Here is a 17,497-nt window from a genome sequence, read left to right as displayed (position 1 = left end):
CAGGCGGATTTTTTGTGATTTATACCTGATATTATTCTTCTGAAATTAAATGAGCCCGACCGGAAATATACTCACGCAGGTATCTGTTTTCAACTTCGGCTTCATTCAGGCGGGCCTTGACGATATCTCCAATGGATATTATTCCGCACAGGTTGCCATCCCTGTTTATGACAGGAATATGGCGGATGCGGTTCTGGGTAATTAATCCGGCGATATATTCCAAATCATCTTCGGGAACCCCAATAATTAAATCGGTGGACATGTAATCTTTAATTAACTTTTCCTCAATATCGCAGTTGAATTTATTCATCATTCTGAATACATCACGTTCGGTTATTATGCCTGCCAAAGATTTGGAATTATCCAAAACTATGAGCGACCCGATTTTGTGCTTATTGAGGGCTTTCATCGCCTCGCCTATGGTCAGATTTTCATTTATCGTAATGGGATGTTTATGAAAGTCATCCAAAACATCTTTTACCTGCATGAAACCTCCTAATTACTTTTGAGGTGTATAACATATACGCACGTTAAAATGTTCCTACGAGAGAAAATGAGAAGAACAATAACCGGACAAAAAATGGAAAGATGAGAATTTAATCTTGCCCAAATCGAGTTCGAGTTGTAGAATAGGCTCATGCCAGAGGATATAAAACATCTAATTGAGGAAATCCAGTCAAGCGGGAAATGTCCCGGTCATGTAGCCATTATTATGGACGGTAATGGGCGCTGGGCTAATCAACGGGGATTGAAACGCACCGAAGGCCACGTGGCTGGAGTAAAGGCGGTTCGGAAGGTAGTCGAAATCGCCTCGGAAATAGGTATTGACTTTTTGACGCTGTATACATTTTCGGTAGAAAATTGGAATCGGCCCAAAGACGAAGTCGCTTCGCTGATGCAGTTATTATCCCGGACGACCCTGCAGGAGCTTGATGATTTAATGAAAAACAATGTCCGATTGATGGCAACCGGACGCATAGATGAATTACCTGTGGCAAAGAGGAAGGTCCTCAAATCAGCATTTCGCAAAACGTCAAAAAATACGGGATTGACTCTCAATCTGGCTCTTAACTACGGCGGCCGCACCGAAATTATTGATGCCATCAGGGCTCTGACCGAAGATATCAAATCCGGAAAAGTAGTCTCCGATGATATCGATGAAAAATTGTTCGCCTCGTATCTTTACACCGCCGATTTGCCCGATCCTGATTTGCTAATCAGGACTTCGGGAGAAATGAGACTATCCAATTTCCTCATCTGGCAGACGTCATATACGGAGATATATATTACCGACACACTCTGGCCCGATTTTAACAAGATCGATTTCCTGACCGCAGTCAAGGAATATATTAAGAGGGACCGGCGTTTCGGTCGGGTTAATTCTAAATGATTTCCATAAATTTGACCCAGCGGTTAATCGTCGCAGCCATAGCGATCCCAATAATTTTATTTCTTATCTTTCGAGGCGGTGAAGGGTTTCTCTATTTTGTTTTGCTATTGTCGGGAATCGGGATAATTGAGTACCTGCGCGGTGCTGAAATCCCGGTCGGTTCGCCCTGTTTTTTTCTTCCCTTTTTGGGTGTTATTGTTTCGGTTTATTTGACCGCCACCGGTCAGGCCGCATTCGGATTGTATTGCCTTTTGGGTATTTTTCTGGTAATTGGAATCATCCTGGCAACCGGAAAAGATCCGATAAAAACTCTGCATTATCGGCTTACTTATATCGTTTGGGGCAGTTTTTATATCGGATTGCTCTATCCATATATTTATTTGATTCGCGGCAACGCCGCCTGGTTAGAACCGTCACACGGGCGCTGGTGGTTGTTTTTTCTGATGGGTTCTTTATGGGTCGGGGATACGGCCGCCATGTTTTTCGGGAAACAATTCGGGAAACATCAACTCGCCCCGGCGGTGTCGCCCAATAAAACAATCGAAGGATTTGTCGGGGGATATATCGGAGTATTCATAGTTGCCGCTATTTTTAAGATTTTCTGGCTCAGAGAAATCGAGATTATTCATTTTATATTGCTGTCAGTGTTGATCGGAACGTTTGGCCAGTTGGGCGATTTGGTTGAATCTCTCTGGAAACGCTCCATAAATATTAAAGACTCTTCGGCGATAATACCCGGTCATGGCGGTGTTCTGGACCGTTTTGATTCACTGCTGTTTGCCGCTCCGGTGGTTTATTTATATCTTAAATATGTCATGAATCTATACTGGTTGTGAAGATTCTTGATTTCATATTCATGAGCCGTCCCATGCTCCTGATTCCGGTTTGGACGGTTTACCTCCATTATCTTTCCGACTGCACCGTTTCCGGGTACGGAAATATCTCGATTAATTTACAATTTATCTGGCAGTTAGTTGTCCTGACTCTTGTTTTCGCCGGAACGTATATCATCAATCAGATTTTCGATATCGAATCGGATCGAGTAAACGATAAACTGTTTTTCCTTCCGCGCGGAATTATTTCGGTAAAAGCAGCCTGGGTTTATTATGGATTATTAACGGCGATCGGTTTGGCTTTGGCCTTTTTAATATCGCGTCATACATTTTATGTGACTCTTTATATAGTGATTCTGGGAGTCATGTACTCAGCTCCACCCATCAGGCTGAAAGATAATCTTTTCGGAGGTCTTCTGGCTAACGCTGTCGCCTACGGATTTTTTATTCCATTTATGATAGGGTTGTTTTGCGCCGGAAGATTGCCTGCCATATCGAGTATTCCGTATTTCCTCGCCATCGCGACCGGATATATTTTGACGACACTGCCCGATTACGACGGCGATATGGTATCGAATAAATTGACAGTCGCGGTTGTGTTGGGAAAAAGGGGAGCCTTGATATTGGCGTTATTGTCGGCTATCGCAACAGCCGTGATTTCATTTGTCATCAGTAATTATGAAATGATGATTGTCGCCGGGATAACTATGTTGTTGGTCGTTATTCTTCTTATCAAACCGAATAAATCGGTGCTGTTATTCGCCTGCAAATTTCCAATATTGCTTTTAACGCTTTTGGCGGGTGCGCATTATCCGTTATACCTGGCGTTTCTTTTGTTGACAATCGTTTTAACAAAAATCTATTATAAGAAAAGATTTGGTGTCATTTATCCGAAACTGAGTTGATAATATGAAACGTCTGTCATTTTTAATTCTTATTCTTCCGATTCTAATCGGATGCCAGGGGACGCCTCGTTACGGCGGCGGCATACATACTACCGAAGGGAAGGCTAAGGTCAAACAGACCAAAGCCAAGAATTACGCCGTCGATCCGATTGTCATGGGAAATATCATCGACCGTTACCTGGGTAAACCGTATGCCGGCCGCAGTGAAAGCGAACGGGGATACGACTGCTCGGAATTTATCGGAGCGATTTATCTCGATTACAATTCAGTCCATCTGCCTCGAACAACCGAAAAATTATGGAAAACCGGCCGCATCGTGGAACGCGGCGATTTTTTCTTCGGCGATCTGGTCTTTTTTGATACCGGAGGAAAAGGCGTATCGCATGCTGGCATCTATATCGGTTTTGACGAATTTGTCCACGCTTCGAGTTCCAACGGCATTATTATATCGAACATGTCCGAAAAATATTGGAAGAAACGCTTCCTCGGCGCCCGCCGGGTGATTGAGTAAGTCAATGAGCATCTGGCTGGGGATAGTCAAGACAATTATCGATAATCAGCCTAAATTATTAACTGTGGGATGTTCTGAATCTAAAGAAGATTTAAAAGATCCGGTGGACAGTTATCCATTTAATTACATATTCAGGGATGCAAAAAATACTCAAGAACAGGAAACATTAGAGTTTGTTGTTAGGGTGAAAGATGTTTTAGCTGAAACTGGATTCAATAATCAGATGGATATGCACAATAATGCGATTAAATTCGGATTGTACTCAATACGGAATAATCCAAATCAGAAAGAATTTGTATTTGATTCAGAAAAGCATGATGGATTAAATAAAATTCTGTTAATAGAGAGTGATAAATTAAAACATGAGATATTGAGATTTATTTACACAATAAATTCAAATCATCCTGACGAAGGCATTAGTCATTACGATTTGATGGATAATTATTCCAACACGGATAAAGAAATTAATTCATGGCTTCGTTTCTATGAAGAACGGAAATTTTTAGTAAGAAAAAGAAGATCAGAATTATTCAGGATGAATCGGGGTCAAGTCAATACACAGCCTTTCAAAATTAATCCTGAAAAAATAGAGGATGTTAAAAAGGAATTGGGAATAGAAGATTTAGACGATAAACTAATTGAATTAATCGATCCTTCAAACCATCCGATTTTTCATTTGGTTGAAACGCAGGCGGAAAAATCCGGCAAATTTGCATTTGTTATTATGCCCCTTAACGAAGATGAATTTCCTCAAGATATCTTGCCAGAGGTTTTTCAACCTGCGGTAAAAGATGTCTTTGATTATACTTGTCATAGATCAGATACTGATAAAAGGAAAAATTACATAGAGAGTAAGATCTTTTCTCTCATCGTAAAATCAGAAATTGTCATTGCTGAATTATCAACAGAAAACAGAAATGTGGTTCTGGAATTTGGGATGGCTCTGGCATTGGGAAAAGACATTATACCGGTTTGCGATAAGAAGCACTTCAAGAGTAAACGAAAGCTCGCATTTGATTATGAACATTTTGACACAATATTCTACGATGAATATGATGATCTAAAAATAAAACTTGAAGAAGCTTTGACTGCGCTAAAAGTAGAATAAATTTCTACGGAAACATTTCCTCGCATAATTAAGTGACATTTAATTATCACGCATTGATATCCGATTAACTTCCCCAATGTGAGTGAATTGCGTGTATGCGAAAAAAATGTGAAAAAAATGCTCACATTGTCTAAATTTTCAACAGTTTTGTCCGATAAGTTTAGTGATTGAAACACATCGTACAGGTAACAGGAAGTTTAGCTTTCCAAGAGCTATGTCCATGTTGCTCTTCCCTTTGAAGTAGCCCGGCTAAAAACCCACCTAGCCGGGCTTATTTTATTACTCGAATGTGACAATTAAAAAACTGTGGCACTCGTTTCGAATATTTTCGTTATTAATTGCGGCATGAATAAAAAGCTGAAAATAAAACTGAAAAACCTGCCGAAAGAGCCCGGCGTCTATATGATGAAAAACAGCCGGGGGAAAATCATTTATATCGGTAAAGCCAAAAATCTAAAAAATAGGGTCAAATCCTATTTTCAAAGCCGCGGCTCGGCTGATTTCAAAACGGCGGTTCTGGTCACACAAGTCGATGATATTGAGCTTCTCGTGACCGATTCGGAAATCGAAGCTTTGATACTGGAAGCTAATCTTGTCAAGGAACATAAGCCGCGCTACAATGTGAATCTCAAAGACGATAAACGATTCCCGTATCTTAAATTAACTATCAACGAACCTTTCCCAAGACTACTGGTTACGCGCCGCGTTCTGCGCGATGGGGCGCGGTATTTCGGACCATATACCAATTCCGCCGGGATGCGGAGAACTTTGAAATTTCTGATGCGGCATTTTGGAATTCGTTCGTGCAACTATGAGATACCTTCGCCGACGGGACGCAAATACAAAATTTGCCTCGATTATCATATCGGGCGCTGCGCCGGAGCATGCGTTGACGAGGAAACCCCGGAGGAGTATAAAAAGCATGTTGATGCTGTTATCATGTTTCTCTCCGGTCGTCAATCGGATTTAATCGGCAGTCTCAATCAAAGAATGAATAAGGCATCAAATGACACTCGATTCGAAGAGGCCGCCCGGTTGCGCGATACCATCGAGGCAATGGAGTCGGTTTGGAGAAGACAGAAGGTTGATGTGGCTCAAAATATCAATCGGGATGTGATCGCCTATGCCAGGGAAGACAAGGACGCGGTCGCGGCGGTCATGCAGATTCGCGAGGGAATTCTCATCGGGCGCCAGGATATACAGCTTAAAGTCAGTCCCGATATTTCCGAAGAAGATTTGTTGTCCGGATTTTTGAAACAGTTTTATAATCATGCCGAGAATTTACCCGAAGAAATATTCTTACCATTGAAAATCGCAGAAGAAAAACTGATCGAGAAGTGGCTGTCAAAGTCCAAAAGAATGAAGATAAAAATACTTACCCCGCAAAGAGGAGAAAAAGTAAAACTGGTATCGATGGCCGAAACGAACGCCCGGTTGGTTCTTGATGAGATGTTGTTGCAGAAGAAAAAATATAATGAACGAATCCCGGCCTCGGCAGCGGCGCTGCGAAAAGTACTCAGGCTTGACAAAGCACCTCAGTCAATCAGTTGTTTTGATATTTCCAACCTGGGTCGTTCCGATAAGGTCGCCTCGCTGGTTTATTTTGAAAAGGGCAAACCCAGGAAATCAGAATACCGGCATTTCAAAATTAAAAGCGTCAAGGGTCAGGATGATTTTGCCGCCATGCGGGAGGTTTTCATTCGATATGTCGTACGAAGAAAGGAAGAGAACAAACCGCTTCCTGATTTGATGATGGTTGACGGGGGAAAGGGGCAGCTTTCGATTGCGGTTGAGGTCTTAAGGCAGCATAAATTAGAAAATCAGCCGATAATCGGACTGGCTAAAAAACTGGAAGAAGTTTTTATCCCCCATAAATCCGCGCCTGTGTATATTCCCAGAAATTCTCCGGCGTTAAATCTGCTAAAACGAGTCAGAGACGAGGCGCATCGTTTCGCGATTACATATCATCGCAAACTCCGCAAAAAACGAACAATAAAATCAGAACTTGATGATATCCCCGGGGTGGGACCGTCGCGCCGGAAAGTGTTATTAAAACACTTTGGTTCTGTTAAAAAGATCAAGACGGCGTCAATTGAAGAAGTGGCATCGTTAAAGGGCATTCCATTGAAGCTGGCTCAGAACATTTATAATCATTTTCATTCTGAGAAAAATAAATAGATCGATTATTGTCCGAAGCTTTCGATTTTGGTCCATTCGATTTTATCGCCAACGACAATGTTATATTTATCCGTAAAACCGGAGAGAACTTCGACGACATATTTGGCGGGTGCGTCCGACTTATAATTACTCTTATCAAACGGGACCGCGTTTTTGTGAATTGTCACAATTTCATTCCGGCTATTGACAAATAATAAATCCAGTGAAAGAATCGTATTTTTCATCCAGAATGATCGTTCGGTTTCATCGGCAAAAATAAATAGCATCCCCTGCAGCTCTTCCATCGTATCACGGCGCATCATTCCATCGGCTTGCTCGTAGCCGCTGTCTTTGATCTCAATATCAATCGTAACGACTTTATCACCATCGTTTTTGAAAAATGTCAGAGTGCCGTGTTTTTGAAATTCGGGAGCGGAAAAGATCGTCTTCGAAGCAGGCGGGGTTAAGGATTTCACAGGATTGTCATTTTGTTTTATCGTTATCAAAAATCCTATCGCAACCGCTAATACGGCAATTATCAGCCATAAAATTCGCCGCCCCGGTTTGTTTTGAGTTGCAGTATTTTTATTCCTTTTTGACATAAATTTATTAAACCTCAGCACACGGCGTATACAATTTTAATGATAAATGAATTCATCTTCTTACGCAACCAACAAAGTGATTGTCTTTTATAGTACAAAAAACTATCTTCAGTTTCATGCAAAATATTCAGGAAGAAATCTATTCCGTTTCGGCTGTTAATAAAATGGCCCGGTTTACCCTTGAAGAATCGTTTCCTTCTTTATGGGTCGAAGGTGAAATATCAAATTATCATCATCATGGTTCGGGGCATCGCTATTTCTCTCTGAAGGATGACGATTCTCAACTCCGCTGTGCCATGTGGCGTTCGAGTGGAGCGGGTCTCAAATTCGAGCCCAAAGATGGTCTAAAAGTTCTGGCCCACGGCAACTTGACCATTTATGAACGCGGTGGTTCTTATCAATTAATCGTCAAGAGGCTGTTACCGGCTGGGATGGGTGAGCTTGAACTGGCGTTTCGGCAATTAAAGGAAAAACTGGAAAAGGAAGGTTTGTTTTCGCCTCAATATAAAAAAGAACTGCCTCCGTTTCCGATGAGAATCGGAGTCGTGACTTCGCCAACCGGAGCCGTCATACATGATATTTGCCGCGTTGTCAGAAGGCATAATCCGAAATTAGATATAATCTTATGGCCCTCGGAAGTGCAGGGCGATATCGCCGCCCCGCAACTTGCCGAAGGAATACAGGAACTGAATCGGTACGGGCGAGTCGATGTGATTCTAATCGGGCGGGGAGGAGGGTCGCTTGAGGATTTATGGGCTTTCAATGATGAACGAGTTATCCGGGCGGTTTTCGATTCTGAAATTCCGGTTATTTCGGCCATCGGACATGAAGTCGATATTACTCTGACGGATTTGGTCGCCGATTATTCGGCGGCGACGCCTTCCATGGCGGCGGAGATGATTGCCTGGCCGCTGGAGGGATTCTCGGATCGCATTTCACATATCTTGCGGGATATGGACAGCGCCGTTAATACCTTATATAGAGAGCAATTTCGCCGATTTACCGATTCAATCACGTCAAGAATATTCGCCAATCCCGAGATCATACTCGAATCGAGATATCAGCAGCTTGATCAACAAATTAGACTTTTGAACTTGCTATCCCAAAGTCGGTTTGATACCTTTCGGCAATCGGCCGCGATACAGATTTCGCGCCTGGAAGCGCTGTCGCCTCTGGCGGTTTTGGCGCGAGGGTATTCTGTTGCCCGAACTGCCCCAAAGAAAGAGGTTGTAAAATCGGTGGAAGATATTCCGGTTAAAGGTATTATGGAGACTATCGTCAGCGACGGATCGATTTTTTCGAAGGTTGAAAAAAAAGAAAAGAAAAATTGAATATGTCGGCCAAGAAAGAGTATAAGGATTTTGAGAGCGCGATAAATCGGCTCGATGAAATTACGGAACAATTGGAATCGGGTGAGTTGAGTCTTGAGGATTCCATTGAGTTATATACCGAGGGGGTAGAAATCGCCGGAATTTGCAATAAAAAGCTAACTGAGGCCGAGGGGAAAATCGCCAAATTGACGAAAATCGCCGATAAATTCAACCTTGATGATTTTGCCGGGGGAGACGATGACTGAGAACATAAAAGTAACCGCTCCCGCGTATTTGATTGAAAAGGCGAAACTCATCAATGAATATTTGTTGAAATTTCTACCTGCGCCCGACGTATATCCTCATGTTTTACATAAAGCGATTCGATATTCGGTAATGGCCGGCGGGAAAAGACTTCGTCCCGTTTTGGCTTTGGCCGCGTATGAAGCCTGCGATGGAACCGGTCAGGAAATTTATAAAGCGGCCGTGGCGTTGGAATTAGTGCATACATATTCTTTGATTCACGATGATTTGCCCTGCATGGATGACGATGATTTTAGGCGAGGCAAACCCACGCTTCACAAAAAATACAATGAGGCTATAGCGCTTTTGGCAGGTGACGCCCTCCATGATTTCGCATTTAGATTGATGGCCGAAACCGGGAATGCCGAAGTGGTATTGGAACTCGCTAAGGCGATTGGCACCGGCGGGATGTTAGGTGGTCAGATGGCCGATCTGGAAGCCGAGGGGCGTAATTTAAATTTGGATGAAGTGGAATTTATCCATAATCATAAAACCGGAAAACTCATTCGGGGCGCCGTTCGCATTGGTTCGATTCTGGCAAATGCCGATAATGAGAAGCTTCAGGCTATCACACAATACGGTGAAAAAATCGGATTGGCCTTTCAAATCATTGATGATATACTTGATATTGAGGGGGATGCTGAATTGTTGGGCAAACCGATTGGATCCGATTCAAAAAATAATAAGGCAACTTACCCTTCCGTGATCGGGCTCGATAAATCACATGAAAAAGCAGGACAATTGATTGAAGAAGCGATTGACCTGGTGGAAAGCACGATACCGAAAAGCGGGAATTTCGTAACCATCGGCCGTTTTATTGGGGGACGGTGGCATTAGTATGGAGAATTATGTTTTTAGAGAAGATATTATCGGTGCAGGACCTCAAGAAGCTGTCAACGGATGATTTAAATCAACTGACCGAAGAAATTCGCGCCAACATAATTTCTACTATTAGTCAGACTGGCGGACACCTGGCATCCAACCTGGGCGTCGTGGAATTGACCATCGCGTTACATTATCTATATAATTGTCCTGCTGATCAAATCGTGTGGGATGTCGCTCACCAATCTTATGTTCATAAGCTTTTGACCGGCCGCAAAGATCGATTTAATACAATCAGACAATATGGAGGTCTTTCAGGATTTACCAAACGGAGTGAATCTGAATCCGACGCTTTTGGAGCGGGGCACGCTTCGACTTCTATTTCAGCGGCTCTCGGTTTGGCCGAAGCTAATCGTCTGAATGAAATTGACAATGATGTTATCGCGGTCATTGGCGATGGAGCTCTTACCGGGGGATTGTCCTTTGAAGGATTGAATAACGCCGGAGCGCAAAAGACAAATCTTTTGGTAATCCTAAATGATAATTCCATGTCGATTTCGGAGAACGTTGGGGCGATGTCAAGGTACCTGACTCATATCCTCGCCGATGAATCCTATAATAAATTACGGGACGATATCTGGCGGTTTATCGGACGACTTAAAAAAGCTGATAAAATTAAGGCAACGGTTCGGAATTTTGAAAAACAAATTAAAGGTATCCTGGTGCCGGGAATTATCTTTGAACGGTTAGGATTCAGATATTTCGGTCCGATTGACGGCCATGATTTACCCGTTCTATTAAAAACTCTTAAGCAAATTAAGGAACTTAACGGTCCGAGATTACTGCATGTTATTACGCAAAAAGGGAGAGGCTATGAACCGGCCGAAAAGAACGCGACCAAATTTCATGGGATATCGGCCTTCAACAAGGTAACCGGTCAGACCAATAAGACATCCAGACTACCTTCCTACACTTCTGTTTTTGGAAAAAAGATAACCGAAATCGCTGAAAGTGATTCTAAAGTTATTGCAATTACCGCCGCCATGGCTCCCGGAACTGGATTGACTGAATTCGCGGAAAAACTACCCGATCGATTTTATGATGTGGGGATTGCCGAACAGCATGCGGTTTGTTATGCCGCCGGATTGGCCGCTGGTGGATTGCGTCCCGTGGTCGCCATTTATTCTACGTTCCTGCAACGGGCTTACGATCAAATTATACATGACGTCGCTCTGCAAAAATTACCGGTCGTTTTTTGTATTGATCGGGCCGGTTTAGTCGGTGAAGACGGCCCGACGCATCACGGCGCTTTTGATATCAGTTACTTGAGGGCGGTTCCCAATATGATTATTGCCGCGCCCGCTGATGGCGATGAGTTATGCCAAATGCTCGAATATGCGGTCAAAAATAAAATCGGGCCGGTAGCGATTCGTTATCCGCGCGGGACGGTGCCTTATGAACTCGGCAGAAATATTAAAAACATCGAATGGGGACAATGGGATGTTTCCGTAGGAGGTTCGGATGTGGCGATCATTGCCACCGGGTCAATGGTGTCGCAGTGTTATCCGGTGGTTGAGCGATTGCGAATTGCCGGGATCAACGCGTCGCTGATAAATGCCCGGTTTATTAAGCCTCTCGATTCTGAAGCCTTAAAAGAAATTTCCGAAAGATTCAAACGGATCGTAACGGTTGAGGAGAATAGTCTCTTTGGCGGTTTTGGTTCAGCCGTCCATGACTATCTGGATTCGATTGATTATCGCGGCAGAATAATAAAACTTGGAATCCCCGATAGATTCGTTCAGCATGGCAGCCGCGATTTGTTGCTCAAGGAAATAGGACTCGATGAAGACGGTATTTTCCGCAGTGTCAGTTCGGTGTTCAAGAATAAACGGTCTTTTCTTAACGTTTTTCAGATTGGAAATGGTAAACGAACTGCGGGAGAGAGCGGGAAGTTAAAAACGGATATTAAAGCGGAAAAAACAATTTCCCAAAAATCTGAAATGGAAAAAAACAAATAATGCGCTTTGGAATTGTGCCCAATATGAATCGCCCCGATGCCGAAAATGTCATCCGGCGGATTATCTCCTGGGGTGATAAAAAAGACGTCTCGTTGATATTTGCCTCGCCGATGACGGATGAATTAAAATTAAATATCGAACGAGTTCCCGTCGATGAACTTCCCAACAAATCTGATATGATAGTATCTCTGGGCGGCGACGGCACTTTACTGTCTTCGGCCAGGGCAGTGAAATCAACCGGCATTCCGATCCTTGGCATTAATTTGGGCTCCCTTGGATTTTTAACACAATTAACTCCCAAGGCGTTGGAACAGACTTTGTTATTGGTTCTCGAAGGCAAATATTTGTTGGAAAAGAGAATGGTCGCAGAAGTCGAACTCGAAAATGGCCAGAAATTAGAATCACCTTTTGCTCTGAATGACATAGTCGTCGATCGAGGTTCGATTTCCCGTATTATCAATCTCGATTTGTACGCTGACGATTACTTTATCTGCTCGTATGCCGCCGACGGATTGATTATTTCTACACCAACCGGTTCGACCGCATATTCTCTGGCGGTCGGGGGACCGATATTAAATCCCCTTATGAATGCTTTTATTGTCTCCCCAATATCCGCCTTTTCATTAACAACCCGGCCTATTATTTTTTCCGATTCGAACGAATTGCGGGTCGTAACCCGTAGCAAGCATAGCGATCCGGTATTGACTCTGGATGGACAGGTATCCTGCAGTCTCTCCCGTGAATCGAGTTTTATTGTACGAAAAGCCGATTATTTCATTAATTTCGTAGTCTTTCGAAATAATACATTTTACGATGTTTTAAGGAATAAATTGCATTGGGGACTTCTCCCCGAAGCAGAACCCGATTTACCGAAATATTATTGATTTTTGTAGCCAAAGCTAAAATAATTCGTATATTATTGTGTCGAATGTAAGGTTGAATCTTTCTGCAAGCGAAAGAAATTTTGACATTTAATGGTGTTTTTACGTCATTAAGATAATGAAAACGTCTGTTAAATTTGAAAAAGGTTTGGGTATGAAATCAAATCTTTCAAAATATGTCCTGCGCGGGATATTTTCTGCGGTGGTTATATTGATTGGTTCCCATGCTTACGGATGCGAATATGATCATTGCGGAACCTTATCTATGGGTGCGTTAAAAACCAATACTATTAATTCTTCGCTTGAAATTCATTCCTATCGGTTTAGTGTCCGGGACGGGGATAATATAATGATTCGAATGGCGCGAACGGGAGGAACGTTTCAACCTCGAATTGAACTCTGGGGTCCCAATAATAATCTGCTGGACGTCTCTGGTACCGGATCGGGTTTTGCTGAAATTGTTGATAAGAGAATGTACCAAAACGGATATTGCAGGCTTTTATGTTATGATTATGACGGACCCGGACGAGGGGGATACGCCTTTACCGTTCAGCGAACCAACGATCCGATTGGAGCAAGGAAATTGAGTTACGAGGCGACTATCATAGATTCTTTAACCTCCTTCGCACAATTAAAGCCATATAAATTTAGTGTAAATGAAGGTGATGCCTTTATTGTTCAAATGATACGATTAAGTGGTGGGATTCATCCACGGTTAGAGCTTTTTAAACCTAATGGCATTTTATTAAAGGCGAGCGTTGATCCCTTCGAAGCCGTGGCGATAATTAATTCCGTATCGGTCGCCGGGGAATATTCCATTCTGGCCAGCGACGCGCAAATCAACGACACCGGTACTTTCGCTCTTATTATGCATCGTCTCCCGACCGACGTTGACAACTGGGCGGAATTGAATCCGATGATTTACAGCCTGCGGCAGAATTATCCCAATCCGTTTAATCCCTTCACCCGGATTGACTTTAATATTCCTAAAGCGTCGTTCGTAACGCTCGATATATATAATATCCTGGGCGAGAAAGTGCAGACTCTGATTTCCAAAGATATGACAGCTGGGCCTCATTCGGTTATGTGGGACAGCAAAAACGAGAACGGCCAGGAAGCGGCATCGGGAATATATTATTACCGGATCACCTCCGGTGAATTCACCGACAGCAAAAAGATGCTTCTTTTGCGCTAACAGACAAATTCGATTTAATATATATGGGCCGGGAATTCGCGACATGATTCCCGGTTTTTTTTTTGTGCACAAGGGACCTCTTGAACAGTCGGGAAGGAGCTCGCAGGGCTCCTGCCATCCCCAACCTGGCGGGGATACCATGAGTATTTTTGGTTGAAGCCCGTTAGGCTTCATCCTGCAAAATTATGCAAAAATCATGAGTTATCCACATTTTGATTTTTGAAAATTCCTTGTAATTTATTGTTGTGTCTTTGATTGCGGAGAATTGGGTTCGTTTTGTCCTTTTTCGTACTTCGTAAAAGACTTCTCCTCCATATAATTTTCAAACAGTCGCATACAAATTTCACTCTATAAACGCGGATAATCTCGGAAATAATGGTGGGTTGGTGGGGAAAATGTTGGGGGGCCTTGATGTGTAACGACAACCCCAGGGTTGTCGCTACGCAATACCAAATTGTCCTTGTGCGGTGCAGCCAGCAGGGCAGCGATCCCCGCGATCCTGCAAATTTTTTTGGCGGGATCTTTCTCGCTTCGACCCTTTTGAGTTTTCGCTTGAAACCTTTGGCAGGGATGCCCTACTAAATTATCCCGAATAAACCTCAAATACCGCTTGCAAACATGAATAAATAACACTATTATTCGTATATTAAATTGAAAGATAAGGCTCTTGCGCGAATCAGGCGAAAGTTCTTTTGCCAATAAAAAAATAAAAGGGGATTCCCCCATGCGAAGAAAAATAATTTTAGTGATGATGATAGCGATTATGACTATTGGCTATGCTGTTTGCCTTGGTCAATCTGATTCTACACAAGCGCAAAAAACAGATACGATTATAGTTCATGATGTGGATACTGTAGAGACTTCCGATACGGTTTATGTTGCTCTCACTTCAAACGATGCCATGTACGTCGAAAAAGCGCTTGATCTTATGGAATCGAATAAAGTATGGATAAATATTATGTTGACGGCCGTTGGGATATTGGTTGCAGTTATCTCTTTGGCTGCAGTTTTTGCGGTTTATCAGGGTAATAAGGCAAGAAGTGAAGCCCGTGTGGAAATGAAAGAAGTTAGACGATTAAGACAAAGGATGGAAGAACATGTTGGAAAGGCTGGATCAATAACTGAGCAACTGCAAAATCATTTGGAAGTATTCGAACAAAAAGCGGAAATTGAAACAGACGAAACAACTGATTTTAAGAAAAAACTTGATAATATTCCGAAGGATGACGCGATAGAGGCTGTCTCCTATTATGAGGCCCTATTGGGTTGGATGAAAATACAAAACATAGATTTATCTAAAATTCCTGCAGATACACATAAATTAATAGCGCGTCATTATTTTAGGCTTGAGCAATTTAATAAAGCAAAGGATGGGATGCTTGCCTGTCTTAAAGTAAAGCCAGATGATGAAGAAGCTAATTTTATGTTAGGAAATATAACTTATGGTGAAAAGAACTTTAAATCTTCTATGGGATATTTTGAAAAAGTAACAAAGATAAATCTTGATAACGATGCAGCCTATTATAATTGGGGTCTTTCACTATTTGAAATTGGCGAATCCAAAAATAAGATCGAATATTTCCATACAGCAATTGAGAAATTCAAAAAAGCGATAAAGATAGCTCCCAAAAAGGATGATGCATTTATGGATTGGGGAACCGCTCTGTGCCAAATTGGCGAAATAACCAATAGCTCTACTTATTTTCAAGATGGAATTGATAAATACAGTGAAGCGGTTGAGATAAATCCGAAAAATGATAAGGCTATTATGAATTGGGGCGTCGCACTGTTCAGTATTGCAAAAGCCGAAAACAAACCCGAATATTTCCACCATGCAATAGAGAAATACAGGACGGCGGTAGAGGTTAATCCTGAAAGGGATGCAATCTATAACAATTGGGGCGTTACGCTGGCTGAAATTGGAAAATTGAAAAACAAGGCTGAATATTTCCATAAGGCGATTGATAAGTTTAAGATATGTATTGAAATAAAACCCAATAATGACAAAGCCATTTTTAATATGGCATGTACGTTTGCTCATTTGAATGATAAAATTAAAATGCTGATTAATTTGGATAAGGCAATACAATTGAATTCCAAGTATAAATTCGTCGCTCGTAAAGACAAAGATTTAAAAGCCTATTTGGATGATCCCGACTTTCTTAAGTTGACCGAGCCGGATGATGAGGATGATAAGGAAAAAGGGGAAAAGGGGGAAGATGAGGACGATTTGGAATAGGTTAATAATTCCAAAACCAAACACACCCCGCCCCGCGCAAATGAATTTTGCTTCGGGCACAATTCTCGAGACAGGCAAAGGCCTGGTAGGGGAACAATTGGAATGTCGAAACCGCAGGGGTTTCGACCTACAAGACTGGGATGATCCGGATTTTATTGAGTTGACTAAGCCGGATGATGACGAGGATAAAAGCGAGGGAGAAAAAGATAACGGTAAGGAACCGACCGAATCCCCATAATCAGTCAAGAATTTTCTTGCCAATCCGAAGTTTCCACTATATATATATGGTCGCTCGAGCGGGAGTAACTCAGCTGGTAGAGTATTAGCCTTCCAAGCTAACTGTCGCGGGTTCGACCCCCGTCTCCCGCTCCATTTTTTTATCTTTCGAAAACCCGGAATACTTGGAAATTAGAGATTGCCACGTCGTCTCCCGCTCCATTTTTTTATCCCCACGAAACCCGGAGTAATTAAAATTTAGAGATTGCCACGTCATTTCGCCTCGCAAAACTCCTCGCAATGACTGGTCTTGCTTTTTCGATTTATATATTATTAAGAGGGGAACAAGAGATTGCCACGTCGTCTCCCGCTCCATTTTTTTATCCCCAAAATTATATCCATCGATAGTTGATTTTTTGATTTACACATTATATATAGGGGAACAATTGCCGGGATATTTCGATTGCTCAGAAGCCAGCCCCAAAACGGGGCTTTAGCATTATTGAATTCGTTTCGCGGCGAGAATTAAAATTTGTATATATTGTGCACAAATTGCGTAAACTGTGAAACGGATTTGCCGATATCCAAGATAATAACCCGGAAGGCTTTTTTTGAGGGTCGTGAGGAGGATGGCGACAGGTGTAAATCGGGACAGCTTTTCAGTTTAAGAAAATTAATTCCCGTCGTGAATTTTCACTTGACAAGCAATTCAAAAAAGGTAAATTACTGGTCTTTACTTTAGGCGATTACGCCTATTTTTGTGCTGGGAAAAAAGTTAGGCCCAGATAGCTCAGTAGGTAGAGCACATCCTTGGTAAGGATGAGGTCACCGGTTCGAATCCGGTTCTGGGCTTTAAGCGTTACTAGCGGAGGAATTGGCCATGGCCAAGGAGAAATTTAAGCGGACGAAGCCGCACGTGAATGTCGGCACGATCGGTCACGTCGATCATGGCAAGACGACATTGACGGCGGCGATGACGATGATCTTGAATCGTAAGGGTGGTGGCA

At 42.5% G+C, this 17,497-nt stretch carries 17 protein-coding genes and 2 tRNA genes; 17 read left to right on the top strand and 2 right to left on the bottom strand.

Going from position 1 to position 17,497, the window contains the following annotated elements; all coding sequences use genetic code 11:
- Positions 1-31: 31 nt before the first annotated feature.
- Positions 32-487, bottom strand: coding sequence for a CBS domain-containing protein (locus V3V99_08415; GenBank protein ID MEE9442677.1), 456 nt, complete (start codon positions 485-487; stop codon positions 32-34).
- A gap of 150 nt (positions 488-637) precedes the next feature.
- Here V3V99_08415 and V3V99_08410 point away from each other — a divergent pair, with 150 nt between their 5' ends.
- From V3V99_08410 to uvrC, 6 genes are all read left to right on the top strand, one after another.
- The gene (locus V3V99_08410; GenBank protein MEE9442676.1) at positions 638-1,390 is read left to right on the top strand and encodes an isoprenyl transferase; all 753 of its coding nucleotides are present in this window, start codon (positions 638-640) and stop codon (positions 1,388-1,390) included.
- The gene (locus V3V99_08405; protein MEE9442675.1) at positions 1,387-2,226 is read left to right on the top strand and encodes a phosphatidate cytidylyltransferase; all 840 of its coding nucleotides are present in this window, start codon (positions 1,387-1,389) and stop codon (positions 2,224-2,226) included. The genes V3V99_08410 and V3V99_08405 overlap by 4 nt, the downstream gene beginning before the upstream one ends.
- Before the next feature lie 20 nt (positions 2,227-2,246).
- Positions 2,247-3,128 carry a UbiA family prenyltransferase gene (locus V3V99_08400; protein MEE9442674.1) on the top strand — a complete coding sequence of 294 codons (882 nt, stop codon included), beginning with the start codon at positions 2,247-2,249 and terminating at the stop codon, positions 3,126-3,128.
- Positions 3,129-3,132: 4 nt separating this feature from the next.
- On the top strand, positions 3,133-3,639 hold the full coding sequence (locus V3V99_08395; protein ID MEE9442673.1) for an NlpC/P60 family protein: 507 nt from the start codon (positions 3,133-3,135) through the stop codon (positions 3,637-3,639).
- Between the two features lie 4 nt (positions 3,640-3,643).
- Complete coding sequence (locus tag V3V99_08390; protein MEE9442672.1) at positions 3,644-4,747, top strand: hypothetical protein; 1,104 nt, start codon at positions 3,644-3,646, stop codon at positions 4,745-4,747.
- A 345-nt stretch (positions 4,748-5,092) separates the two neighbouring features.
- Positions 5,093-6,925 (top strand): excinuclease ABC subunit UvrC, encoded by a 1,833-nt coding sequence (gene uvrC, locus V3V99_08385; protein ID MEE9442671.1) that lies wholly within the window; start codon positions 5,093-5,095, stop codon positions 6,923-6,925.
- Between the two features lie 5 nt (positions 6,926-6,930).
- Here the strand turns inward: uvrC and V3V99_08380 are convergent, their stop codons facing one another.
- Positions 6,931-7,506: a DUF192 domain-containing protein gene (locus V3V99_08380; GenBank protein MEE9442670.1), complete on the bottom strand. Its 576-nt coding sequence runs from the start codon at positions 7,504-7,506 to the stop codon at positions 6,931-6,933.
- Between the two features lie 116 nt (positions 7,507-7,622).
- On the opposite strand from V3V99_08380, the gene xseA reads away from it, so the two are divergent.
- The 11 genes from xseA to V3V99_08325 all read left to right on the top strand — a co-directional run.
- A complete protein-coding gene (gene xseA, locus V3V99_08375; protein ID MEE9442669.1) occupies positions 7,623-8,837 on the top strand; it encodes an exodeoxyribonuclease VII large subunit in 1,215 nt (404 codons plus the stop codon).
- 2 nt (positions 8,838-8,839) lie between these two features.
- Positions 8,840-9,082: an exodeoxyribonuclease VII small subunit gene (gene xseB / locus V3V99_08370; protein MEE9442668.1), complete on the top strand. Its 243-nt coding sequence runs from the start codon at positions 8,840-8,842 to the stop codon at positions 9,080-9,082.
- Entirely contained in the window at positions 9,075-9,956 is an 882-nt protein-coding gene (locus V3V99_08365; GenBank protein MEE9442667.1) for a farnesyl diphosphate synthase, read from the top strand. Before xseB ends, V3V99_08365 begins: the two co-directional genes overlap by 8 nt.
- A gap of 11 nt (positions 9,957-9,967) precedes the next feature.
- Positions 9,968-11,959 carry a 1-deoxy-D-xylulose-5-phosphate synthase gene (gene dxs / locus V3V99_08360; GenBank protein MEE9442666.1) on the top strand — a complete coding sequence of 664 codons (1,992 nt, stop codon included), beginning with the start codon at positions 9,968-9,970 and terminating at the stop codon, positions 11,957-11,959.
- Complete coding sequence (locus V3V99_08355) at positions 11,959-12,843, top strand: NAD(+)/NADH kinase (protein MEE9442665.1); 885 nt, start codon at positions 11,959-11,961, stop codon at positions 12,841-12,843. Before dxs ends, V3V99_08355 begins: the two co-directional genes overlap by 1 nt.
- A 151-nt stretch (positions 12,844-12,994) precedes the next feature.
- Positions 12,995-14,035 carry a FlgD immunoglobulin-like domain containing protein gene (locus V3V99_08350; protein MEE9442664.1) on the top strand — a complete coding sequence of 347 codons (1,041 nt, stop codon included), beginning with the start codon at positions 12,995-12,997 and terminating at the stop codon, positions 14,033-14,035.
- A gap of 667 nt (positions 14,036-14,702) precedes the next feature.
- The gene (locus V3V99_08345) at positions 14,703-16,274 is read left to right on the top strand and encodes a tetratricopeptide repeat protein (GenBank protein ID MEE9442663.1); all 1,572 of its coding nucleotides are present in this window, start codon (positions 14,703-14,705) and stop codon (positions 16,272-16,274) included.
- Positions 16,275-16,371: 97 nt separating this feature from the next.
- Positions 16,372-16,512 (top strand): hypothetical protein, encoded by a 141-nt coding sequence (locus tag V3V99_08340; GenBank protein ID MEE9442662.1) that lies wholly within the window; start codon positions 16,372-16,374, stop codon positions 16,510-16,512.
- 58 nt (positions 16,513-16,570) lie between these two features.
- A tRNA-Gly gene (locus V3V99_08335) sits at positions 16,571-16,646 on the top strand.
- Positions 16,647-17,269: 623 nt separating this feature from the next.
- Positions 17,270-17,342: transfer RNA gene (locus tag V3V99_08330), tRNA-Thr, on the top strand.
- A 28-nt stretch (positions 17,343-17,370) separates the two neighbouring features.
- The coding region (locus V3V99_08325) for a GTP-binding protein (GenBank protein MEE9442661.1) at positions 17,371-17,497 on the top strand (127 nt) is incomplete at its 3' end.

Source organism: Candidatus Zixiibacteriota bacterium, assembly GCA_036480375.1.
In the GTDB taxonomy this organism is placed as follows: Bacteria; Zixibacteria; MSB-5A5; order GN15; family JAAZOE01; genus JAZGGI01.
Note: the sequence above shows the minus strand (reverse complement) of the source record. Positions and strands in the feature narration are given on the sequence as shown.